Here is a 21,838-nt window from a genome sequence, read left to right as displayed (position 1 = left end):
CGACGCCACCGATGACCGCCGGGAGGATCGCCTGGATGGAGACGCTGGAGCCGAAGGCGACGTCGGGGTCGACGAAGAAGTAGTACTGCACGTAGAAGGTGCCGGCCACCGAGGTGATGGCGCCGGAGAGGGCGATGGTGATCAGCTTCGTCCGCATCACCGGGATGCCCAGCGCGGCGGCGGCGTCCTCGTCGTCCCGGACGGCGATGGTGAACCGGCCGAGCTTCGAGCGCAGGAAGACGATCGTCACCACCAGGGCGACCACGGTGAGGGCCAGCGCGATCCAGAAGTAGTTGGCCGAGCCGGGCTCGAACTGCATGAACGCCCACGACGACTCCGGGCGGATCGGCACGTTGTACCCCACGGCCCGGTTGACCAGGTCGCTGTTGGTGGCCAGCAGCCGCAGCATCTCGGCGAACGCGAACGTCGACAGCGCGAAGTACGCGCCCTTGAGCCGGTAGCGCAGGGCGAGGAAGCCGACGAACGCGGCGAAGGCGGCGGCGACGACCATTCCGACGAGCATGCCGATCCAGGGGGAGATCCCGCGCTCGACCAGGAGCCAGACGCTGACGTACGCGCCGAGCCCGAAGTACGCGGCGTGGCCGAAGCTGAACATCCCCCCGAAGCCGCTCATGATGTTCCAGCCGAGGGCCAGGATCGCGAAGATCAGCACCCGGACGGCGACCGACAGCTGCGCCGGGGGGAGGACGAGGGGCACGAGCGCGAGGACGACGGCCAGCACCGCCACTGCGACCAGGTGCTTGCCCCAGGCCGGCTTCGGCAGCGCCTGCGGTTCCTCCACGGTCTCCACGACGGTGCTCATGCCTTCCTCCCGAACAGACCCTGGGGACGCAGGAACAGCACCAGGACGAAGACGATGAAGACCGACAGCAGCGGGCTCTGCCCGGGGAGGTAGAGCGCGCCCAGCTGCTCGGTGAGGCCGATGATCAGGCCGCCCACCACGGCGCCGACCACGTTGCCCATGCCGCCGAGCACCACGACGACGAAGGCGATGATGTTGAACAGCTCGCCGGTCGTGGGCTCGATGGTCACCAGCGGCGCCACGAGCACGCCGGCGGCGCCGGCGCACGCGGTCCCGATGGCGAACGTCGCCATGTAGATGCGGCGGGTGTCGATGCCCACCATCTGGGCGCCGCTGTCGTTGGCGGCCACGGCCCGGATGGCCGTGCCCAGGCGGGTGCGCTGCAGCAGCAGGTAGAGCAGCCCCGCCAGGATCAGCGCCACGGCGAAGGCGAGCAGCCGTGACAGCGTGACGACGGCGCCGAAGATCTCCACGCCCCGGTCACCGGGCAGCCGCACCGACTGCGGGTTCGGGCCGAAGAACAGCAACAGCCCGTTGTCGATCAGCAGCGCGACGCCGAGGGTGATCAGCAGCTGGTTCTCCAGCGGCCGCCCGATGGCACCGGCCAGGACGAACCGCTGGACCGCGGCCCCGAGGAGGAACATCAGGGGAACGCTCACCAGGAGGGCGAGGTAGGGGTGGACGCCGGACCGGCCGACCATCTCCACGGTGATGTACAGGGCCACCGCCAGGAACGCGCCGTGCGCGAAGTTGACGATGTCCAGCACGCCGAAGATCAGGGTCAGGCCCATGGCGACCAGGCCGTACACTCCGCCGATCATCAGCCCGGTGAGCACGGCCTGGGTGACGATGACCTCGTTGCCGGTGCGCCAGTAGGCCAGGCCGAGGGCCAGGACGGCGATCCCGACCGCGATGCCGGCCCGGCGCCAGACGGCCGCCCGGGAGCCGCCCTTCGCGGGCGCGGCGAGCGGCGTCTCCGGCACGGAGTCCTCGGCGGTACCGGCGCCCCCGCTCGCGGCGGGGACGCCGGACGCCGTCGTCCCGCCCGTCACTGGCCCGGCGTGGCCGGGTAGACGGGCTCCGTCTCGGCGTACTCCTCGGGGTACACCTGCCTGACCGCGCCGTCGACCACCTGCATCAGGATCGGTGCGGCGTTCTCGTTCTCACCTGCCTCGTCGAAGGAGATCGGCCCGTCCTGGGCGATGAGCGAGTCCAGCTCGGTCTCGGCGATGGCGTCGCGGACCGCCTGCGGGCTGGCGTCACCGGCCCTCTCGAGCGCATCCGCGATGACCCGGACGGCGTCGTACGAGAGGACCGCGGCCGTGCGGATCTCGTCGCCGTAGGTCTCCTCGTAGAGCTCGGCGAGCTCCTGGGTCTCCGGGTTGGTCATGTCCAGCCGGTAGTTGGCGTCGAAGTACCCCTCACCGGCCTCGCCCACCTCGCCAGGGAACTGCGGGGTGTCGAAGGCCCCGTTCGCCACGCCCCACACGGCGTCCAGGCCCGGCTTGACGGTGTTGACGGCGTTGGCCACCAGCACGCCGTCGCGGTAGTAGCCGGCGACCATGAGGACGTCGGCACCGGCCTCGCGGACCGAGGTGATCTGGGTGGTGAAGTCGGAGACGCTGGCCGGGTCGTAGCTGATGACCGGCCCGATCTCCATGCCCAGGTCCTGGGCGGTGGCGGTGAAGGTCTCGGTGATCGCCGTCCCGAACGGCCCCTGCTCGTGCAGGATGGCCACACGCTGCGCGGGCGCTCCGGCGTTCTCGGACACCTCCGCCAGGTACTCCGCCCCCCGCTCCGCGAGCACCGCGGCACTGGGCTGGAGCCGGAAGGTGAACCGGTAGCCCTGCTGGAGGATCGCGTCCGCGCTGGACACGTCGATGACGAACGGCACGGAGTTGCGCTCGGCCACCGCGGCCACGTTCTGGCTCACCGCGCTCTGGTAGGTGCCGACCAGCGCGACGGCACCCTCCTGGATCAGCCGCTGCGCCTCGCTCTGCCCGACCTCGGGGGCGCCCTGGGTGTCCGCGCTGGCGAGTTCGAGCTGGGCGCCGTCGAGGGACTCGATACCGCCGGCCTCGTTGATCGCCTCGATGGCGAGCTTGGCGCCGTTGTCCATCTGCTGGCCGTCGGCGGCCGCCGCCCCGCTGAGCGGGTGCAGCGAGCCGATCGTGATGGTCTCGCCGGAACCGCCGCCCGCACCGCCCTCGCCGCCCTCGGTGCCGGGCGGGGCCGATCCGCCGCAGGCTGCGAGCGCCAGCGGCAGCGCGACCGCCATCGCAGTGATCCAGGGCTTCCTCATGTTCGATCTCCCGACTGAGCGCGGGCGTTCCTCTGCACGGAACACTGGTAGCGAGCCACTCTGTCACCGGCGCCCCGGCCGTGGCAACAGGTAGCGGCAAAGTCGCTGTTGCGTCTACATTTCGGCTGGTCGGTCGCCGCGAGTGTGGTGGGGTGAGCCCGCTGGTGGTCGTTCCGCTAGCAGGAACAAAGCGCCTGCAGCGCATCAGCGGCCCGTGCGGGCACGCGTACGGAGCAGCACGGCACGCCGCGAGAAGAGGGGGACATGGCCGACAGCGCAGGCACCGAGGGCGCGGGGCGGGTCGCCGACGTCCTGCTGAACTTCCTCGAGGGCCCGGACTCGCTGGGGGTGTCCGCGCTGGCGCGGGACCTCGGACTCTCGAAGGCCGTCGTGCACCGCATCCTCCGCACGCTGGTGCAGCGCGGCCTGCTGGAGACCGACGCCGGGACCCGGGAGTACCGCCTCGGCCCGTCCGCCGCCGCCCTCGGCGCCCGTGCCCTGCGCGAGCTGGACCTGCGCGTCGCCGCGATGCCGGTGCTGCGGGAGCTCCAGGCCAGCACCGGTGAGACCACGACCGTCTCCGCCCACGTGCCAGGCGGGCGGGTCTACCTCGACCAGGTGGAGAGCCCGCGGGAGATCAAGATGACCGTGGAGCTGGGCCGCCGGTTCCCCCTGCACGCGGGGAGCTCGAGCACGTGCATCCTCGCCTTCCTCGCCGACGAGGAGATCGAGGCCGTGCTGGCCGGCCCGCTCGACGTGCTGACGCAGCGGACCATCGTCGACACCGCCGGGCTGCGGCAGCGGATCCGCGACGTCCGGGCCCACGGGTTCGCCTGCTCGGACGGCGAGCGCCAGGAGGGTGCGGGTTCGGTCGCCGCTCCCGTCTTCGGTGTGGACGGCCACGTCAAGGGCGCCATCTCGGTGTGCGGGCCCGCCGCCCGCGTCGACTCCGCAGCACGGGACAGGTTCGTCCCGCTCGTCACCGCGGCCGCCGATCGCATCTCGCGTGAGATGGGCTGGCGCGGCGGTCTACCTCGCATGGAAGGACGGGCCATCGCATGAGCGCAGCCCTCGCCGGTCTCCGCGTCCTGGACGTCTCGACGCTCTTCGCCGGCCCGCTCGCGGCCACGATGCTGGGCGACTTCGGCGCCGACGTCATCAAGATCGAGCACCCGAAGGGCGACCCCGTCCGCTACCACGGCGCCAGCAAGGACGGGGTGGGGCTGTGGGGCAAGGTCGTGGGCCGCAACAAGCGCGGGATCACCCTCTACCTGGGCACCCCCGAGGGCCAGGACGTCTTCCGGCGGCTGGTCGCCGGGGCGGACGTCGTCATCGAGAACTTCCGTCCCGGCACGCTGGAGCGATGGGGTCTGGGCTACGACGAGCTGTCCCGGATCAACCCCGGGCTGGTCCTGGTCCGGGTAACGGGGTTCGGCCAGTTCGGCCCCTACTCGGGACGGCCGGGTTTCGGCACCCTGGCTGAGGCCATGAGCGGGTTCGCCGCCATCACCGGTGAGCCCGACGGTCCCCCCCACCCTCCCGCCGTTCGGCCTCGCCGACGGCATCGCGGCGCTCGCGGCGGCGTTCGCGACCATGACCGCCCTGCGCGCCCGGGACACCACCGGCCGGGGCCAGGTCGTCGACCTCGCCATCATCGAGCCGATCCTCACCCTGCTGGGCCCGCAGCCGACGGTGTACGACGCCCTCGGCCAGATCCAGCCGCGCACCGGGAACCGCTCGGCCAACAACGCCCCCCGCAACACCTACCGCACCCGCGACGGCCGCTGGGTGGCCGTCTCCACCAGCGCCCAGAGCATCGCCGAGCGGGTCATGCACCTGGTGGGGCGGCCGGAGTTCGTCGACGAGCCGTGGTTCGCGTCCGGTGCCGAGCGCGCGAAGCACGCCGACGAGCTCGACGAGGCCGTCGGTTCGTGGATCGCCGAGCGGGACCGCGACGAGGTGGTGCGCGCCTTCGAGGAGGCCCAGGCCGCGGTCGCACCCATCTACGACGTCCGGGACGTCATGGCCGATCCGCAGTTCGCGGCCCTCGGCTCCCTCGTGCGCGTGCCCGACCCGGAGCTGGGCTCGGTGCTGATGCAGAACGTGCTGTTCCGGCTGTCCGAGACCCCCGGCGCGATCCGCAGCGCCGGCCCGAGCATCGGCCAGCACACCGAGGAGGTCCTCGGCGAGATCGGCATCGGTCCCGACGAGGTGGCGGAGCTGCGGAAGAAGGGGGCGGTGTGAGCGTCGTCCCGCGGTCCTGGCTCTACGTGCCCGGTCACCGGCCGGAACGGGTGGCCAAGGCGCTGGTCGCGGGCGCCGACGCGGTGGTCATCGACCTGGAGGACGCCGTGCCGGCGGCGCAGAAGGACACCGCCCGAGACCTCACCGTCGCCCTGCTCGACGAGCGTGCCGACGACGACGGGCGGCAGGTGTGGGTGCGGATCAACCCGCCCCGCACCGAGCCCGGCCGCCGGGACGTCGCCGCGCTCGCCGGCCGCCGGCTGGAGGGCCTCCGGGTACCGCGGGCCGAGGACCCCGACGTCGTCCGCGAGGTGGCCGAGCGCACGGGGGCGCCGCTGCAGCTCCTGCTGGAGAGCGCCCGGGGACTCTCGCGGGCCCGCGAGCTGGCCGGGGCCCACGCCCGGGTCGTCGGCATCGGGCTCGGCGAGGCCGACCTGGCCGCCGACCTGCTCGTCGACCGGGACCAGGGGCTCGCCTGGGCCCGCGGGTGGGTCGTGGTGGCGGCCCGCGCGGCCGGGCTGCCGTCGCCGGTCCAGAGCGTCTGGACGGACGTCGGTGATCCGGCCGGGCTCCGGGCCAGCTGCGAGACCGGCCGCGCGACGGGCTTCTTCGGGCGGTCGGTGATCCATCCGCGGCAGATCGAGGTCGTCCACGACGTGTACACGCCGTCGGCGGAGGACGTCGCGGCGGCGGAGGGCATCGTCGCCACCGCGGCCGAGGCGGCCGCCCGCGGGGAGGCCGCCGCACTGGACGCCCACGGCCGGTTCGTCGATCCCGCCGTGGTGGCTCGCGCTCGCACGGTTCTCGATCGCGCGGGTCCCCGCGTGCCGCTCGAACCCCCCGCCCCTGATCCCCGCGCAGGAGAGGCCCCATGACCACCCACCAGACGCCGACCGCCGCCCCGGACGCCCTGCTCGCGGTCGTGCAGGCCGGGGTGCGCCTGATCGAGCTGGGGCAGCCGTTCTTCACCGGCATGCCCTGCTCGCCCAACCACCCCGGCTTCCGGATGGCCCTGATCCGCCGGCACGGCGACATGGTCCGGCCGGACGGCGGCTCCGCCGCCAACGAGATCATCGTGACCGGCGGCCACGTGGGAACCCACGTGGACGCCCTCTCGCACGTCAGCCACGACGGCGTGATGCACGGCGGCGTCGACGCGGCGGCCGCGCAGACCGGTGGGCGGTTCACCGAGCTCGGCGCCGAGCACACCCCCGCGCTGCTCACCCGCGGCGTGCTGCTCGACGTGGCGGGCACCAAGGGCGTCGACGTCCTCCCGCCCGGATACGGCGTGACCGCCGGCGACCTCGCTGCGGCGGCGGCCCGGGCCGGGGTGGTGCTGCGGGAGGGCGACGTCGCGCTCGTGCGCACCGGCTGGGCGCAGCACTTCGACGACGCCGCCACCTACCTCGGGCAGGCCGACGGCGTGCCCGGCCCGACGACCGACGCCGGCGAGTGGCTGGCCGACGCCGGCGTGGTGGCGACCGGCGCGGACACCACCGCCTACGAGCAGATCCCGGCCGGCGCCGGCCACCGCGTGCTGCCGGTGCACCGGATCCTGCTGGTGCAGGCGGGCATCCACATCATCGAGCACCTGGACCTCGAAGCCGCCGCCGCGGCCGGCCTCACCGAGTTCACCTTCGTGATGGCCCCGCTCCGCATCGTGGGCGGCACCGGCTCCCCCGTGCGTCCCTTCGCGGCGGTGGCCGCATGACCGCGCCCACCGTCGTCGCCCGCCTGGCGGGGCTCGCTGCCGAGACCCGGGCGTCGGGGCTGCCCGAGGGCCTGCGGAACGACGTCGCCCGTCGGGTGCTCGACCTCCTGGGCAACAGCCTGGCCGCGACGGAGGAGGTCTCCGCCTCGGCCGTCACCGCCGTGGTCCGTGGCTGGGGCGGGCCCGAGGACGCGACCGCGATCGGGACGGGGCTCCGCGTCCCGGCCGCCGCGGCGGCACTGGTCAACGGGACCCTCGCGCACTCGCTCGACTTCGACGACACCCACTTGCCGTCGGTCCTGCACCCGTCGTCACCGGTCGTACCCGCCGCGCTCGCCGTGGCCGAGGCGACCGGGGCCAGTGGCGCCTCGCTCCTGGACGGGGCCGGGGTCGGCATCGAGGTGGCCGTCCGGCTCGGGATGGGCGGCTACGACGCCGCCCTCGGCAACTCGGAGTTCTTCGAGCGCGGACAGCACGCCACGTCGATCTGCGGAGCGGTGGGGGCCGCGGTCGCGGCCGCCACGGTCGGGGGGCTGGACGCCGACGGGATCGCGCACGCGGCGGGGATCGCGGCGTCCATGGGCTCCGGACTGCTGGAGGCCAACCGCACCGGCGGCACGGTCAAACGGGTGCACTGCGGCTGGGCCGCCCACGCGGGGGTGGTGGCCGCCGACCTGGCCCGGCACGGGCTCACCGGTCCGCCCACGGTGATCGAGGGCCGGTTCGGTTTCCTGCACGCGTTCTGCGGCGAGCGTGCCGACGTCGACGCCGTCGTCGACCGGATCGGCGAGCACTGGGAGCTGCCCGGCATCTTCTTCAAGCCCTATCCGTGCAACCACTTCACGCACGCCGGCATCGACGCCGCGCTCGAGATCCGCTCCCGCGGCGTCCGGCCCGAGGACATCGAGTCGATCGAGCTGGGCGCCCCGACGGCCGTGCTGCGCACCATCGGCGAGCCCGCGGAGGAGAAGGCCCGCCCGCGTTCGGGCTACCACGCCGCCTTCAGCGGGCCCTACACCGTCGCCGCCGCGCTCACCGGCGGAGGCGGCCTCGGCGTCTTCCACGAGGACTTCACCGACGAGGCCGCCGCCGACCCCGTGCGGCTCGCGCTGGCCGCCCGGGTGCGGTGCGTCCCGGACGCCCGCTGCGACGAGATCTTCCCCCACCAGTTCCCCGCCGTGCTCCGCGTGGTCACCACCGGAGGCGCCCGGCACGAGGTCCGCGTGGACGCCAACCGCGGCGGTCCGGCCAACCCCCTGTCCTCTGCCGAGCTGGCGGAGAAGTTCCGCCTCAACGCGGTCCGGGTGCTCGACGACGAGACCGCACGCGCGGTCGCCGACGCGGGCCTCGCGCTCCCGGAGGCGCCGGACGTACGGGCGCTCATGGCGGGTGTCCGGGGATGACCCCCGGTGGGTCCCCGCCGTCCGCGGAACGCCTCGAGCGCCTCGTGGAGTGGTCCCTGGGTCCCGGGGCGCTGCGCCCGGAGGACGTCCCGCACCTGGTCACGGTCGTCACCGACACCGTGGCCGCGATCGTGGGCGCCGCGGTCGAGCCGGAGGTCGGGGCGGCGGCGCTGGCGGCCCCGCGCACGGGCGGCCCCGGCCCGGCCACCGTGCTGGCGACGGGCCGCGGGGCCAGTCCGGCCGCGGCGGCCCTGGCCAACGGGCTGGCGGCCGTGCGGCTCGAGCTCGACGAGGGCCACCCCGCCGCGGCCAACCACCCGAGCGCCCACACGCTGCCGGCCGTCCTGGCCGTGGCCGAGGAGGTGGACGCCTCCGGCCCGGAGCTCCTCGAGGCGGCGGCCGCCGCCTACGAGGTGGCCGTCCGCGTCGCCCGCGGCGTGCGCCTGCGGCGGGTGGTCCACCCGTTCGGGACGGCGATGGCGTGCGGGGCCGCGGTCGGCGTCGCACGGTTGCGGCGGTGCGACGTCGACACGACCACGCAGGCGGTGCTCGTCGCCGCCGCCCTCACGCCCGCCTCCACGCAGCGGGCGGCCAACACGGGCGCGACGGTGCGGAACGCGCTCACCGGGGTGACGGCGGCCAACGGCGTGCTCGCCGTCGAGCTGGCGGCAGGCGGCACGTCGGGCGACCGTCGCGCGCTGGAGACCGTCTACGGCGAGGTGCTGGGCGAGTCCTTCGACGCCGCGCACCTCGACCGGGACCTGGGCAGCCTCCGATACGTGGCCACCGGCTATCTCAAGCTGCACGCCTGCAGCCCCTGGAACCACGCACCGATCGAGGCAACCGAGGCGCTGCTGGCGGCCGGCGGGTTCGGCCCCGGGGACGTCGACGCGGTGGAGGTCGCCACGTACGACCCGGCGACGCGGCTCGACGGCCGGGATCCACCGACCGGGTTCGCGGGCAAGCACTCGATCCCGTACTCGGTCGCCGCCCGGATCGTGCGCCGGGACAACGGGATCGACGCCTACACCGACGAGGCGGCGGCCGATCCGGTGCTGCGGGCCCTCATGGCGCGCGTGACGGTGGTCGAGGACCCGGAGATGACCGCCGCCGTCCCCGACGTCCGGGCCGCTCGGGTGACGGTGCGGACCCGGGACGGCCGGGTCCGCACCGCCACGGAGGACCGTCCGCCCGGCGGCCCGGACCGCCCCTACCCGGCCGCCGTCATCGCCGCCAAGCACCGGTCGCTGCTGGCGCGGGCGCTGCGGGAGGAGGCCGTCGACGCCGTCCTGCGCTGGTGCGCGGACCTGCCCGGGGCGGCGTCCGTGCGCGGCCTGCCGACCGCCGTCGGGACCGGGTCGTGACCGGCGGGCCGGTCGCGGCCCTCGCCCGGGCCGTCGCCGCCACGTCGTGGCCGGACTCCCCGGCGGCCGTCCGCGACCGCGTCGCCGACCTGGTGGCCGACTGCGTCGCCGTGGCGGCGCTGGGGTCGGGCCGGCCGGAGCTCGTCCGCCTCGTCGAGGAGCATGCCGTCGCGCCGGAGGGCGCCTCGACCGTCGTCGGCTCCGCCCGCGGCTGGCCGTCGTCGGTCGCCGCCTTCCTCAACGCCTCCGCGGCGGCCGCCGACCAGCTCCAGGACGGTCACCGGCTCGCCCGTGGCCACCCCGCCTCCCACGTCGTCCCTGCGGTCCTCGCCCTGGCGGAGGAGCGCGACGCCGACGGCTCCGAGGCGCTCTCCGCCGCCCTCGCCGGGTACGAGGCCGGCGTCCGGATCGGCCGGGCGATGGGCGGCACGCCCGACGGCGTGCACGACATCGGCACGTGGGGTCAGGTCGCGGTCTCCGCCGCCGTGGCGCGCCTGCTCGCCCCCGGCGACGCGGCGGCGGCCCGGCGGGCGCTCGAGCTCTCGGCGGCCGCCGTCCTGCTCACCGACGCCGCCACCGTGTTCGCCGGGCGGACGGGCTCGCACGTGTTCCTCGGCGCCTCGGTCCAGCTCGGCACGAGCCTCGGGATCGCGGCCGTGGCCGGACTGGAACCCGGGGCCGGCTCGCTCGACCGCCACCTGGGCGCCGTCGCGGCCCGGGCGTGGGACCCGGAGGTCCTCGGGGTCGACGGCCGCTGGGGCGGGCACGAGGTGCTGGGCGGCTACGTGAAGGCCCACCCCACCTGCGCCCACCTGCACGGGGTGAACGACGCCGTCGCCGATCTGCTGGACCAGGGCGTGCGCGGCGGGGACGTGCGGGACGTGGAGGTCCGGGTGTCGGCCGGGGCGGCGGCGTTCGCCGCCGTCGCGGACGGAGAGCTCGCCGCCCGCTTCAGCGTGCCGACGTCGGTCGCCGTGGCGCTGGTGACGGGTCGGCTGGACGAGACCACGATGACCGACGCGACGGTCACCTCGCCCGACGTCGTCGATCTGGCCCGGCGGGTGCGGGTCGTCCACGACCCCGCGCTGGACGAGGGGTACCCGGCCGGCCGGCCCGCCCGCGTGCGGGTCGTGCTCGCGGACGGCAGCGAGCGGAGCGCCTCGGCGGACCGGCCCCGGGGGGACGCGGACCGGGCGTTCTCCCGCGCCGAGCTCGCCGGCAAGGCCGGCCGCCTGCTCACCGCCCGCTTCGGGACGTCCGGGGGCGACGTCCTCTCGGCGGTCCACGCGCTCGCCGTGGGCGGCCGGGCGCGGGACGTCGGCACGGCGCTGCGCCGGGCCGCCAGGGGGATCCGGTGATCGTGACCCGGCGCGGCGGCGCCCTGCGGCTGGTGCAGCAGGTGGAGCACGGTCGCGTGGCGGGCGAGCTCGCCGCCGCGTGGGGCAACGGCACCTTCTCCGCCCCGACCCCGCTCGGACCGGTGCGCACCGCCGCCGCCCGCCACGACGACGGCTGGCGCGCGTGGGACGCCCGTGTGCTCTTCGACGAGGCGGAGCGGCGTCCGCTGCACTTCACCGACATAGACGCCGGCGAGCACATCCGGCTCTACCGCCAGGGGGTCGAGCGCGTCTCCCTCGCCGACGTGTACGCCGGAGTGCTGGTCGGCATGCACTGGACGGGCCTGTACCGGGGCCGCTGGTCGGCGCCCGGCGCGGCGGCCCGGGTGGGCCGCAGCGAGGAGGACCGCCGCCTGCAGGACGAGGTGGTCGCCGAGGAGGAGCGGCGCTGGATCGACGCGAAGCAGCGGGCGTGGACCGAGAACCGGCCCCGCGCGCTCTTCGAGACCGAGCTCTGGCACAACTACGAGCTGCTCCAGCTGTGGGACCTGCTCTCGCTCTACCTCGCGGTCACCCCGGCGGACGAGGAGGGCCCGGGATCGGCGCCCGTGCCGTGGGGCCCGCAGCTGCGCAGGGTCGAGCACGCCGTCGAGGACGTGCTGCTGCCGGCCGTCGGCACCCGCCCCGGCGGCCCGAGGATCGCGGTCACGGCCGCGGTGCGGTCCCCGGGCGAGGTCACCCTGAGCCCCTTCCCCTTCAGGGCGCCGGTGGAGGTGCAGGTCGAGCACACCGTCGTCCCCGACCGGCCGTGGAGCTCCGCCGAGGTGGCCGAGCGCGTACGGACCACCCCGACGGACGCCGTTGCGTGGCGCCTGGTGCCGTCTCCGCAGGAGGCGCCGTGACCGGGCCCGCGGCGGTCCCGCCCGCGGTGCTGGCGGCCGCCCTGGCCTTCGTGCACGAGGAGGCGGGCTTCGCCCAGGTGACGACGATCGACCGGCACGGCTTCCCGGTCGGGCGCTCGATGACGGCGTTCCTGAACGACGACTGGTCGGTCGACCTCGTCCAGCGGCGCAGCCACGCGCGGCTGGCCCAGCTGCGCCGGGATCCCCGGGCGCTCGTGACGTGGGTGGGCGACCCCGCTCCCGGGGCGACGAACGAGCGCCCCCACGTCTTCGACATCGGGCGGCTGCCGCCCCGGGCGGTGTTCGTCCGCGGGACCGCCCGGTTCATGGACGAACAGGCGACGGTCGCCTGCTACTCCCGGCACGTCGCCCGGCAGCGGGCCCAGGGCTTCACCCGCGCGCCGCTGCGCGATGCCGACCAGGTGCTCGCCGACCTCACCGGCGTCCACCTCGAGCCCTACCGCGTGCGCCTGGAGGGCTTCGGCACGGGCGCGCAGTCCTTCGACTGGACCCTCACCCCACCCGACCGGACCGGACTGGTCGGTCCACCCCAGGTCGGTACACCCCAGGGAGAACCATGACCATCAAGACCATCCTCGGTTACGAGATCGCGCCGGGCGTCACCCCCGAGGAGTACGAGGAGTGGCTGTTCGACGTGCACGCCCCCGACCTGCTGGCCAACCCGTACCTGGACCGGATCGTCTTCAACAAGGTCCTGCGCCCGGTGCGCCAGGCGTCCGGTGCGACCGCGGACGTCCCGGTGGGCTACACGTTCTACCGGATCGCCGAGATGCACTACGCCGACGAGACCGCCTACGAGAACTACCTGGCCTGGTTCCGGGAGAACCCCATCCCGGCCGAGCGGGGCCCCGCGGGGCGGACGGACTTCAAGTTCTACGTGGTGACGGAGAGCACGGAGGTCACCCGCTGACCGGGTCGCTGGACCCGGCCCTGGCCCGGCTGGCCGGCCTCGCCTCGGCGCCGGTCCCTCCGGAGCTGCGGGCGTGGGCGGAGGCGATCGCCGCGCCCGCCGCCCCGTTGCCGCTGCTCGGCACGGGGCTGCGTGCCGCCGCCTACCCGGCCCTGCTCTGGAACGGCGCCCGGCTGCACCACGCGGCCGCACCGGAGGACGACGGCCTGGTGCTCGTCGCCCTGGCGGCGGCGCCACCGGACGCGGACGCGGCCGACGTCGACCGGGCGGTGGCCGTGGGCCGGGCCGTGGCCGCCGGGTTGCCCGGCGTCATCGGGGACGGCGCGGTGACCGCCTCCCCCACGATCGGCGTCGTCGCGGCCGCGGCGTGCGCCGCCGTGGCGGGCGGGACGGACCCGTCCGGCCTCGGGCCGGTGCTCGACGTCGCGGCCGCCCTCATGGTCGTCGCCCCACCGGTCGGCGGCACCGCGCGGGAGGCCGGCCTGCGGGCCGGCCACTGCCTCGCCGCCGGGTGGCTGGCCCCCCGGGTGCTGGGCGCCGGTCTCACCGGGATGCCCGGTGCCCTGACGCACACGGTGTCCACGGTCATCGGCCGGCCCGCGGGAGGGCTGCCCGCTGACCCCTCCGGCGGCGCGCCGGTTCCGGCGCGGACGGGCTCCCACGCCGGCGGTCTCCTGGCCGGGCTGGCATGACCGCGCTGCTGCTCAACATCGCCGCGCCCTGGCACGGGCCGGACCCCGTGCGGAGCGCCGCGCGTGCGCTGGCCGGAGGAGTCGACGGCGTGGGCCTGCTCGACAGCCCGCGGCTGTTCGCCGACGGCTTCGTCGAGACCCAGCGGATCCTGGACGCGACCGCGGCCGGGCTGGCCGGACCGTGCGTGGCCAGCCTGGGCCTCCGTCATCCCGCCACCGTCGCCGGCGCCCTCCGCACGCTGGAGCTCCGCCATCCGGGGCGGGCCTTCGCCGTCGTCGGGCGCGGGGAGAGCTCGGTGCGCAACGAGGGCCTCCCGATGCCTCCGCTCCGGGACCACACCGCCGCGCTGGCGTCCCTGCGCGCCGCGCTGACCACGGACGACGGCGCGCCCGTCGCACCGGGCCGGATCCTGGGTGCCGCGTCGGGCCCGCGGACCATCGCCGCGACCGCGGCGGCCCTCGGCGGGGTGCTGGTCGACGTCGGCGTGGACCCCGGGGTGGTGGCCCGCGCGGTCCGGCTCGCGCGCGAGCACGCTGCCGACGCCACCGTGTGGCTGTTCCTCCGGGCCACGCCGACCTCGTCCGAGGCGGAGGCGGCCACCGCGACCGATCCCCTGCTGGGGTCGTGCGCCATGCGGATCGTCGCGGCGCCCGAGTGGTACGGCGTCTCCGGGAAGGAGCTGGACGCCGTCCGGGCGGTGGCCGAGTCGCACGACTACGCACGGCACGGTTCCGCCGGAGCGCGCGGCGGGGCCCGGACCGAGGCGGACGGGCTGGTGCGCGACCGGTTCGTCCTCACCGGCGACCCGGGCCGCATCGCCGCCCGGATCCGGCCGCTGGCGGGCCTCGGCGCGACCGGCGTGGTGCTGGCCGGCGCCCTCCCCGGGACCCTCGAGCGGCTACCCGAGCTGGTCGGCGCGGTGCGGCACGGCCTCGGGGACGGGGAGGAACACCGGTGACGGCCCTCGGCGACGCCCAGGTGGCAGCGATCGGGCGCTTCGCCGCCGGAACGCGGCTGGACGACGTCCCCGAGGACGTCGTCGGTTTCGCCCGGCTGCTGCTCGTCGACACCCTCGGCGCGCTGCTCGGCGGCCTGCGGTACCCGCCGGTGCGGGAGCTGTCCCGCGCGGTCGCCGACGGGGCCGAGGCCGGTCCGGTGCCGTTCGGCCTGCTGCTCACCCTCGGTACGGCCGCGACGTGGCTGGACGCCGACTCGGGCGGGTCCTTCCATCCCCAGGGCCACCGGCTGCCGCCGGTCCCGACCGCGCACCCGGCACCGCACTCGCTGCCGGTCCTCCTGCACGCCGCGGCGGCGACCGGGATGAGCGACCGGCGCCTGCTCGAGATCTTCGTCGTCGCGAACGAGGTGGGGCTGCGCAGTGGCACGGCGTCGTCGCTGCGGCCGGGGCTGCACCCGCACGGCGTGCACGGACCCGCCGCGGCCGCCCTGGCCGGGGTCCTCGCCCGGGGAGGAGGCGCCGCCGAGCTGTCGCGGGCGTTCCTGCTCGGTTCCTCGCTCCCGCTCGCGGCGACGCTGGCCGCACCGATGCACGGTGCCACCGTCCGCAACGTCTGGACCGGCCTCGGCAGCTGGTACGGGGCGCTGGCGTCCGAGCTGGCCTCCAGCGCCGGGGACGACGGCGCCGCGACGTACTCGGCGTTGTTCGACTCCGCCGTCTGCACCGAGCTGTCCGTCGAGCAGCTCGTCGGGGACCTCGGCAGCCGGTGGGAACTGGTCAACAGCTATCTGAAGCCCTACGCCTGCGCCCGCTGGATCCATCCGGCCCTCGATGCCGTGCTGGCGGCCACCTCGTCGTCCGGGGTGCGGGGCGGGGACGTGCGCGGCGTCGCCGTGCACACCTTCGCCTTCGCGGCGAGCCTGGACGCGGTCGAGGTCCGCTCCGACATGCACGCCCGGTTCTCGCTGCCCTACAGCGTCGCCGCCCTGCTCACCGACGGCGTCCTGGACGCGGGGTCCTTCCTGCCGGAGCAGCTGTCCCGGGCGGCGGTGGCCGGGCTGGCGCGCCGGGTGACCGTCCACGAGGACCCGCGGTACACCGCCGCCCTGCCGATGGAGCGCCCGGCACGGGTGGAGGTGCGGACCGCCGACGGCCGGACGCTGTCCACGGAGGTGCGCAACGCCCGGGGGAATCCCGCGACCCCGTTGTCCCGGGAAGAGGTGGTGGCGAAGTTCCGCGGCAACGTCGGTGCCGTGGTCGAGCCCTCGCTGACGGAGGACGTCCTCGCCGCGCTGCTCGATCCGGACGGCAGCGACACGAGCAGCGTCACCGTCCTGGCGCGGCGGGTCCTCGCGCTGCTGGCCGGCGGGTGAGCCGGGGTCAGGCGGTGCCCCGCACCTCGGCCTCGCGGGCCTCGCCCAGCCGGTTCAGCCGGGCCAGCAGCTCGGCCAGCTGTGCGACGTCCTCGGGCGGCCAGTCGCCGAGGTCGGACTCCCAGCGGGCGCGGCGCACCTCCCGGATCCGCGCGAGCCGGGCCGAGCCCTCCGCCGAGGGGGTCAGGACCTGCGCCCGCCCGTCCACGGGGTCCGGGGCGCGGGCGACGAGGCCGAGGTCGACCAGCTGCGACACCTGGCGGCTGACCGTGCTCTTGTCCAGCCCCAGGCGCGCCACGAGGTCGCCGGCGCGGAGCGGGCCGGCGTCCTCCAGCAGGGCCAGCAGGCCGTACGCCGCGCCGTCCAGGTCGGGGTGCAGCTCACCGGCGAGGCGGGCGGAGATGGCGCGGGCACGGCGCAGCAGCAGGCCGATCTCGCGCTCCAGCCGGACGAACGCCTCATGGGGATCGGTGCCGTGCGCATCGGTGCCGTGCGCATCGGTGCCGTGCCGGTCGATGCCGGGCCGGTCGATGCCGGGCCGGTCGGTGCCGGGCCGGTCGGTGCCGTGCGGGTCGGTCCGGCTCGCCGGACCGCTCATCGCTCGGCCCGCGGGCGCCAGACGACCAGCGCGGAGCCCGGCCTGCTCCGGGGCACCAGGTCACGCCGGTAGCCGGCGGGGACGGCGGCCTCGGCAGCCATCCTCCGGGCCTCGGACACGTCGAGGGCCTCCAGCAGCTCGCGCACGCGGGCCTGCAGGGCCTCCACCTGCGACTCCAGCTCGATGATCCGCTTGATCCCGGCCAGGTTCACGCCGTCCTCCTGGGACAGGCGCTGCACCTCGCGCAGGAGTGCGACGTCCCGCGGGCTGTACCGCCGGCCGCCGCCCGGGGTGCGGCCGGGGCTCACCAGGCCCAGCCGGTCGTACTGGCGCAGCGTCTGGGCGTGCATGCCGGCCAGCTCGGCGGCGACCGAGATGACGAAGACGGGAGCGTCGTCGGCCACGGAGCGCGCCCCGTCCTGGTGCGTGCTGCTCATCGCTCACCTCCGGCCTGCACCGCCGCGGTGATCTGCGGACGCGGGTCCTCGTCCATCTCCTCGGCGAGGGCCTCGACCACCTTCCGCTGCGCCGGGGTCAGCCGGGCGGGCACGGCCACCTCGAGGGTCACCAGCAGATCGCCGGACCGGCCCTTCCCCGGTATGCCCCGGCCCCGGACGCGGAGGGTCCGGCCGCTGGAGGTGCCGGCCGGGACCTTGAGCGAGACGTTGCCGTCGAGGGTCGGCACCGTGATCGTCGTCCCCAGGGCCGCCTCGGCGAAGGTGATGGGCACGGTCAGCGTGATGTCGTCGCCCTTGCGCCCGAACAACGGGTGCTCGGAGACGTGCACGACGACGAACAGGTCACCGGCGGGCCCACCGCGCCGTCCGGGGGCGCCCTTGCCGGGCAGCCGGATGCGCTGGCCGTCCTTGACCCCGGCGGGGATGCGGACCGTGATGGTGCGGGTCTGGGTGGTCACGCCGTTGCCGGCACACGTGGGACACGGGTCGTCGACCACCGAGCCGGTGCCGCGGCAGTTGCGGCAGGGCTCGGAGAACGCGAACGCCCCCTGGCTCCGGCTGGTCACGCCCGCGCCCTGGCACACGGGGCAGGTGTGCGGCGAGGTGCCGGGCCGCGCGCCGCTGCCGTTGCAGGTCGGGCACGTGCCGGGGCTCTGCATCCGCAGCGGGACGGTCACGCCGAGGGCCGCCTCCTCGAAGGAGAGCGTCGCCTCGGTCTCGACGTCCTGGCCGCGCGCGGGACCGGACGCCGCCTGGCTCCGGGCGCGCGCCCCACCGCCGGCGGCGCCACCGAACAGGCCGCCGAGCAGGTCGCCCAGCCCGCCGGCACCCCGGCCGCCGCCCGCGCCGGCCGTGCCGCCGAACAGGTCGCCGAGGTCGAACGGCTGGCCACCGCCACCTCCGGGGAACCCGCCCGGGAACCCGCCCGGCCGGGCGCCCGCCCCGAACAGCCGCCGTGCCTCGTCGTACTCACCGCGCCGCTTCGGGTCGGACAGCACGTCGTAGGCCTCGGAGACCTCCTTGAAGCGCGCCTCCGCGTCGGCGTTGCCGGGGTTCTTGTCCGGGTGCAGCTCCTGCGCCAGCTTGCGGTACGCCTTCTTGATGTCCGCGGCGTCGGCGTCCTTGGGGACGCCCAGCGCGGCGTAGTAGTCCTTCTCGATGAAGTCCCGGGTGCTCATCGGACGCCCCCTCTCCGTGCCTGTCGGGCGGCGGTCAGCCGGCGGCCGGCTGGTCGTCCGCCGCGGGTGCCTGCGCGTCGGCCGCCGGGGCCGGGGCGTCGGTCTCGGCTGCCGGAGCGTCGGCCGCGGGCAACTCCGGGTCGGTGACCGCCACCATGGCCGTGCGGAGGACCCGGTCGCCGCGCCGGAACCCCTGGCGCAGGACGGTGGTCGCCGTCGGGACGCTCACCTCGGACGAGGTGTCGTGGATGACCGCCTCGTGCAGCGAAGGGTCGAACGGATCGCCCGCCTTCCCGAACGCCTCCACGCCCAGGCCGTCCAGCAGCCCGAGGATGCGGTCGGCGACCACCTTGAAGGCACCGGTCAGGTCCCCGTGGTCACGGGCCCGCTCGATGTCGTCGACGATCGGGAACAGCTGGAGCGCGAACCGCTCGGCCGCCTGGTCGACGACCAGCGACCGGTCGCGGTCGACCCGCCGGCGGTAGTTGGCGTACTCCGCGGTCACCCGCTGGAGGTCCTCGGTCCGCTCGGCCAGCTGCTTCTCCAGCTCACCGGCATCGGAGGGCGTCGGGGGTGGCGGTGGCGCCTGGGTGGGCGCCGGTTCGGCCGCGACCGTCGTCTCGTGCTCGCTCATCTGTTCCTCTCGGACCGTGCCGTCGGGGGTAGGGGTGGTGCCGGCCGGCTGCTCGCCGGCCGGCACCCGCACCGTGCCGCTGGTCGGATCGATGCGCCGCTTGTCGCGGATGACGACCCGCGGCGCCTCGTCGTTCCGGTCTGTCACTGCCGACCTCCACAAGCGTCGGTCTTGGCGCTCATGACCGCTTGTCGGTGTCCTCGTCGACGATCTCGGCATCGACGACGTCGTCGTCAGCGGTCGAGGCCGACGCGCTCGCCCCGCCGGTCGCGCCACCGGACTCCGCCGACGCGCTCGCCTCGGCGTTCTGGGCGTACAGCGCGCCACCGACCTCCTGCGAGACCCGGGCCACCTTCTCCTGCGCGGTCTTGATGGCGTTGATGTCCGAGCCGCCGAGTGCGGAGCGCAGCTCGGTCAGGGCCTCGCCGAGCTCCTCCTTCTTGTCGGCCGGGATCTTGTCGCCGTTCTCCGCGAGGAACTTCTCGGTCTGGTACTGCAGCGACTCGGCCAGGTTGCGGGTCTCGGCCTCCTCGCGGCGCTTGCGGTCCTCCTCGGCGTGGGCCTCGGCGTCCTTCATCATCCGCTCGATGTCCTCCTTGGGGAGGGCCGAGCCGCCGGTGATGGTCATCGACTGCTCCTTGCCCGTGCCGAGGTCCTTGGCGTGGACGTGCACGATGCCGTTCGCATCGATGTCGAACGCGACCTCGATCTGCGGGACGCCGCGGGGCGCCGGCGGAAGACCGGTCAGCTCGAACATGCCGAGCTTCTTGTTGTAGGCGGCCATCTCGCGCTCGCCCTGGAAGACCTGGATCTGCACCGACGGCTGGTTGTCGTCGGCCGTCGTGAAGATCTCCGAGCGCTTGGTGGGGATCGTGGTGTTGCGCTCGATGAGCTTGGTCATGATCCCGCCCTTGGTCTCGATGCCCAGGGACAGCGGGGTGACGTCGAGCAGCAGGACGTCCTTGACCTCGCCGCGGAGGACACCTGCCTGCAGCGCGGCGCCGATGGCCACGACCTCGTCGGGGTTGACGCCCTTGTTGGGCTCCTTGCCACCGGTCAGCTCGCGCACCAGGTCGGTGACGGCGGGCATGCGGGTCGAGCCACCCACGAGGACGACGTGGTCGATCTGGTTCACCGAGATGCCGGCGTCGCGGATCGCCTGGTTGAACGGCGCCCGGGTGCGGTCGAGCAGGTCCTGCGTCATCCGCTGGAACTCGGCGCGGGTGATGGTCACGTCCAGGTGGAGCGGACCCTCGGCGCCGGCGGTGATGTAGGGCAGGTTGATGTTGGTCGACTGCGCGCCCGACAGCTCGATCTTGGCCTTCTCGGCGGCCTCGCGGAGCCGCTGCATGGCCAGCTTGTCCTTGGACAGGTCGATGCCGTTGGAGGCGTTGAACGTCTTGACCAGGTGGTCGACGACCTTCTGGTCCCAGTCGTCACCACCGAGGTGGTTGTCGCCGGCGGTGGCCTTCACCTCGATGACGCCGTCCCCGATCTCGAGCAGGGAGACGTCGAAGGTGCCGCCACCGAGGTCGAAGACGAGGATCGTCTGCTCGGTCTCGCCCTTGTCCAGGCCGTAGGCCAGCGCGGCCGCGGTCGGCTCGTTGACGATGCGCAGGACGTTGAGGCCCGCGATCTCACCGGCCTCCTTGGTGGCCTGGCGCTGGGCGTCCTCGAAGTAGGCCGGCACGGTGATGACGGCGTCGGTCACCGGCTCGCCGAGGTAGGTCTCGGCGTCCCGCTTGAGCTTCTGCAGGATGCGGGCGCTGATCTCCTGCGGCGTGTACCGCTTGCCGTCGATCTCCGGCGACTTCCAGTCGGTGCCCATGTGCCGCTTGACCGACCGGATGGTGCGGTCGACGTTGGTGACCGCCTGGTTCTTCGCGGACTGGCCGACGAGCACCTCGCCGTTCTTGGCGAAGGCGACGACGGACGGGGTGGTGCGGGAGCCCTCGGAGTTCGCGATGACCGTCGGCTCGCCGCCCTCCAGGACGGTGACGACGGAGTTGGTGGTGCCGAGGTCGATACCGACCGCTCGAGCCATGGGGATGGCCTCTCTTCCGTGTGCTGGTCTGGTCGTGCTCTTGGTGTGTTTCGCTTGTCCCGGTAGTCGAGGCCCCTCGACGCTACTTGCGCGTGGTCCACTCAACTTTCCTGCCCACCCTAACGGCAGGGATCCCGGGCATGTTCCGGGGACCGCCATGTTTCTGCTTCTTCGGCCCACCGCTGCGGCCGACCTCACCCCCGGGCCGCCGTCCTCGCGCCGCAGCATCAGGGCGGCGGCATCGACGCGAGGTCCGCGCTCCACACCCGAGCGCACCGTCCACAGCCCGTGGGCACCGCCCCCGCGCCAGCTCCCGAGCCCGCACCATCGACGCGTGCACCCTGCTCTGCGATCCCGCGCCGAGAAGCGGTTCGGACTGTTCACCACCGCGGAGGCGGAGCTCGCGGGGTACGGGCACGGTGAGATCCGGAGACCCTGCCGCACGGGCCGGTCGATCCGGCTGCGGCGCGGCATCCTCGTGACCGCGGAGGACCTGGCCGCCGGCGACGAGCGCGCTCACCGCTTCGACATGGAGTGCCTCGCCGTCCTGATGAGCCTCGACCGGCAGACCGCGGCGATCAGCCACGGATCGGCCGCCCACCTCTGGGACGTGCCGCTGCCCCGTGGGATGGATCCCACCATCCGGCTCACGACCCGGACCGGTGGCGGCGCGGGCAGGACTGGCGCATGACGTGCGCACCCCTGACGCCGGGGGAACGGTGGCGGGCGGGGCCGCTCCGCCTGACCTCTGCCCCGAGGACCCTCGTGGACTGCGCCCGGGAGTGGCCCCTGGCGGACGCCGTGGTCGCCATGGACGGAGCGTTGCTGGCCGGGCGGACGACGATCGACGACCTGCGCCGCTCGGCTGCGGCGGTCCACCACTGG

The 21,838-nt window shown here is 74.9% G+C and carries 22 protein-coding genes and 2 pseudogenes; 16 read left to right on the top strand and 8 right to left on the bottom strand.

Annotated elements, in window-relative coordinates; translation table 11 throughout:
* The 3 genes from ACFSHS_RS15480 to ACFSHS_RS15470 all read right to left on the bottom strand — a co-directional run.
* Positions 1-823: branched-chain amino acid ABC transporter permease (locus ACFSHS_RS15480; protein WP_376877893.1), on the bottom strand; the 823-nt coding region annotated here is incomplete at its 3' end.
* A complete protein-coding gene (locus ACFSHS_RS15475) occupies positions 820-1,875 on the bottom strand; it encodes a branched-chain amino acid ABC transporter permease (RefSeq protein WP_376877890.1) in 1,056 nt (351 codons plus the stop codon). The genes ACFSHS_RS15475 and ACFSHS_RS15480, both read right to left, overlap by 4 nt.
* A complete protein-coding gene (locus tag ACFSHS_RS15470; RefSeq protein ID WP_376877887.1) occupies positions 1,872-3,125 on the bottom strand; it encodes an ABC transporter substrate-binding protein in 1,254 nt (417 codons plus the stop codon). The genes ACFSHS_RS15475 and ACFSHS_RS15470 overlap by 4 nt, the downstream gene beginning before the upstream one ends.
* A gap of 264 nt (positions 3,126-3,389) precedes the next feature.
* Here ACFSHS_RS15470 and ACFSHS_RS15465 point away from each other — a divergent pair, with 264 nt between their 5' ends.
* From ACFSHS_RS15465 to ACFSHS_RS15400, 14 genes and pseudogenes are all read left to right on the top strand, one after another.
* On the top strand, positions 3,390-4,187 hold the full coding sequence (locus ACFSHS_RS15465; protein WP_376877884.1) for an IclR family transcriptional regulator: 798 nt from the start codon (positions 3,390-3,392) through the stop codon (positions 4,185-4,187).
* Positions 4,184-4,600, top strand: a pseudogene (locus ACFSHS_RS15460) (CoA transferase); the annotation flags it as partial. The gene ACFSHS_RS15465 and the pseudogene ACFSHS_RS15460, both read left to right, overlap by 4 nt.
* Before the next feature lie 37 nt (positions 4,601-4,637).
* Positions 4,638-5,369: a CaiB/BaiF CoA transferase family protein gene (locus tag ACFSHS_RS15455; protein WP_376877881.1), complete on the top strand. Its 732-nt coding sequence runs from the start codon at positions 4,638-4,640 to the stop codon at positions 5,367-5,369.
* Positions 5,366-6,244, top strand: a complete 879-nt coding sequence (locus tag ACFSHS_RS15450; RefSeq protein WP_376878001.1) for an HpcH/HpaI aldolase/citrate lyase family protein — start codon at positions 5,366-5,368, stop codon at positions 6,242-6,244. The genes ACFSHS_RS15455 and ACFSHS_RS15450 overlap by 4 nt, the downstream gene beginning before the upstream one ends.
* Positions 6,241-7,080 carry a cyclase family protein gene (locus ACFSHS_RS15445; protein WP_376877878.1) on the top strand — a complete coding sequence of 280 codons (840 nt, stop codon included), beginning with the start codon at positions 6,241-6,243 and terminating at the stop codon, positions 7,078-7,080. Before ACFSHS_RS15450 ends, ACFSHS_RS15445 begins: the two co-directional genes overlap by 4 nt.
* Complete coding sequence (locus ACFSHS_RS15440) at positions 7,077-8,483, top strand: MmgE/PrpD family protein (RefSeq protein WP_376877875.1); 1,407 nt, start codon at positions 7,077-7,079, stop codon at positions 8,481-8,483. The genes ACFSHS_RS15445 and ACFSHS_RS15440 overlap by 4 nt, the downstream gene beginning before the upstream one ends.
* 44 nt (positions 8,484-8,527) lie before the next feature.
* A complete protein-coding gene (locus tag ACFSHS_RS15435; protein ID WP_376877872.1) occupies positions 8,528-9,847 on the top strand; it encodes an MmgE/PrpD family protein in 1,320 nt (439 codons plus the stop codon).
* Positions 9,844-11,205: an MmgE/PrpD family protein gene (locus ACFSHS_RS15430; protein WP_376877869.1), complete on the top strand. Its 1,362-nt coding sequence runs from the start codon at positions 9,844-9,846 to the stop codon at positions 11,203-11,205. The genes ACFSHS_RS15435 and ACFSHS_RS15430 overlap by 4 nt, the downstream gene beginning before the upstream one ends.
* Before the next feature lie 2 nt (positions 11,206-11,207).
* On the top strand, positions 11,208-12,086 hold the full coding sequence (locus ACFSHS_RS15425) for a DUF3891 family protein (RefSeq protein WP_376877866.1): 879 nt from the start codon (positions 11,208-11,210) through the stop codon (positions 12,084-12,086).
* Positions 12,083-12,667: a pyridoxamine 5'-phosphate oxidase family protein gene (locus ACFSHS_RS15420; RefSeq protein ID WP_376877863.1), complete on the top strand. Its 585-nt coding sequence runs from the start codon at positions 12,083-12,085 to the stop codon at positions 12,665-12,667. The genes ACFSHS_RS15425 and ACFSHS_RS15420 overlap by 4 nt, the downstream gene beginning before the upstream one ends.
* The gene (locus ACFSHS_RS15415) at positions 12,664-13,017 is read left to right on the top strand and encodes a hypothetical protein (RefSeq protein ID WP_376877860.1); all 354 of its coding nucleotides are present in this window, start codon (positions 12,664-12,666) and stop codon (positions 13,015-13,017) included. Before ACFSHS_RS15420 ends, ACFSHS_RS15415 begins: the two co-directional genes overlap by 4 nt.
* Before the next feature lie 107 nt (positions 13,018-13,124).
* Positions 13,125-13,709, top strand: a complete 585-nt coding sequence (locus ACFSHS_RS15410) for a hypothetical protein (protein ID WP_376877857.1) — start codon at positions 13,125-13,127, stop codon at positions 13,707-13,709.
* The gene (locus tag ACFSHS_RS15405) at positions 13,706-14,668 is read left to right on the top strand and encodes an LLM class flavin-dependent oxidoreductase (protein WP_376877854.1); all 963 of its coding nucleotides are present in this window, start codon (positions 13,706-13,708) and stop codon (positions 14,666-14,668) included. The genes ACFSHS_RS15410 and ACFSHS_RS15405 overlap by 4 nt, the downstream gene beginning before the upstream one ends.
* On the top strand, positions 14,665-16,041 hold the full coding sequence (locus ACFSHS_RS15400; RefSeq protein WP_376877851.1) for an MmgE/PrpD family protein: 1,377 nt from the start codon (positions 14,665-14,667) through the stop codon (positions 16,039-16,041). Before ACFSHS_RS15405 ends, ACFSHS_RS15400 begins: the two co-directional genes overlap by 4 nt.
* A 7-nt stretch (positions 16,042-16,048) precedes the next feature.
* On the opposite strand, the gene ACFSHS_RS15395 is transcribed toward ACFSHS_RS15400, so the two are convergent.
* From ACFSHS_RS15395 to dnaK, 5 genes are read right to left on the bottom strand one after another with little or no spacing between them, the layout of a single operon-like run.
* Positions 16,049-16,639 (bottom strand): MarR family winged helix-turn-helix transcriptional regulator, encoded by a 591-nt coding sequence (locus ACFSHS_RS15395; protein ID WP_376877848.1) that lies wholly within the window; start codon positions 16,637-16,639, stop codon positions 16,049-16,051.
* Positions 16,636-17,076, bottom strand: coding sequence for a heat shock protein transcriptional repressor HspR (locus ACFSHS_RS15390; protein WP_376877845.1), 441 nt, complete (start codon positions 17,074-17,076; stop codon positions 16,636-16,638). The genes ACFSHS_RS15395 and ACFSHS_RS15390 overlap by 4 nt, the downstream gene beginning before the upstream one ends.
* The gene (dnaJ, locus tag ACFSHS_RS15385) at positions 17,073-18,275 is read right to left on the bottom strand and encodes a molecular chaperone DnaJ (protein WP_376877842.1); all 1,203 of its coding nucleotides are present in this window, start codon (positions 18,273-18,275) and stop codon (positions 17,073-17,075) included. Before dnaJ ends, ACFSHS_RS15390 begins: the two co-directional genes overlap by 4 nt.
* Before the next feature lie 34 nt (positions 18,276-18,309).
* Positions 18,310-19,056 carry a nucleotide exchange factor GrpE gene (grpE, locus tag ACFSHS_RS15380; RefSeq protein WP_376877839.1) on the bottom strand — a complete coding sequence of 249 codons (747 nt, stop codon included), beginning with the start codon at positions 19,054-19,056 and terminating at the stop codon, positions 18,310-18,312.
* Between the two features lie 31 nt (positions 19,057-19,087).
* A complete protein-coding gene (gene dnaK / locus ACFSHS_RS15375) occupies positions 19,088-20,953 on the bottom strand; it encodes a molecular chaperone DnaK (RefSeq protein ID WP_376877836.1) in 1,866 nt (621 codons plus the stop codon).
* Positions 20,954-21,287: 334 nt separating this feature from the next.
* Here dnaK and ACFSHS_RS15370 point away from each other — a divergent pair, with 334 nt between their 5' ends.
* Together ACFSHS_RS15370 and ACFSHS_RS15365 are read left to right on the top strand one after the other, a co-directional pair.
* On the top strand, positions 21,288-21,644 hold the full coding sequence (locus ACFSHS_RS15370) for a type IV toxin-antitoxin system AbiEi family antitoxin domain-containing protein (RefSeq protein WP_376877833.1): 357 nt from the start codon (positions 21,288-21,290) through the stop codon (positions 21,642-21,644).
* A pseudogene (locus tag ACFSHS_RS15365) lies at positions 21,641-21,838 on the top strand (type IV toxin-antitoxin system AbiEi family antitoxin domain-containing protein); the annotation flags it as partial. The gene ACFSHS_RS15370 and the pseudogene ACFSHS_RS15365, both read left to right, overlap by 4 nt.

Origin of the sequence: Blastococcus deserti (assembly GCF_042682525.1) — a bacterium.
Lineage (GTDB): Bacteria > Actinomycetota > Actinomycetes > Mycobacteriales > Geodermatophilaceae > Blastococcus_B > Blastococcus_B deserti.
The sequence above is the reverse complement of the archived record's forward strand: the minus strand, read 5'-3'. Positions and strand labels throughout refer to the sequence as shown.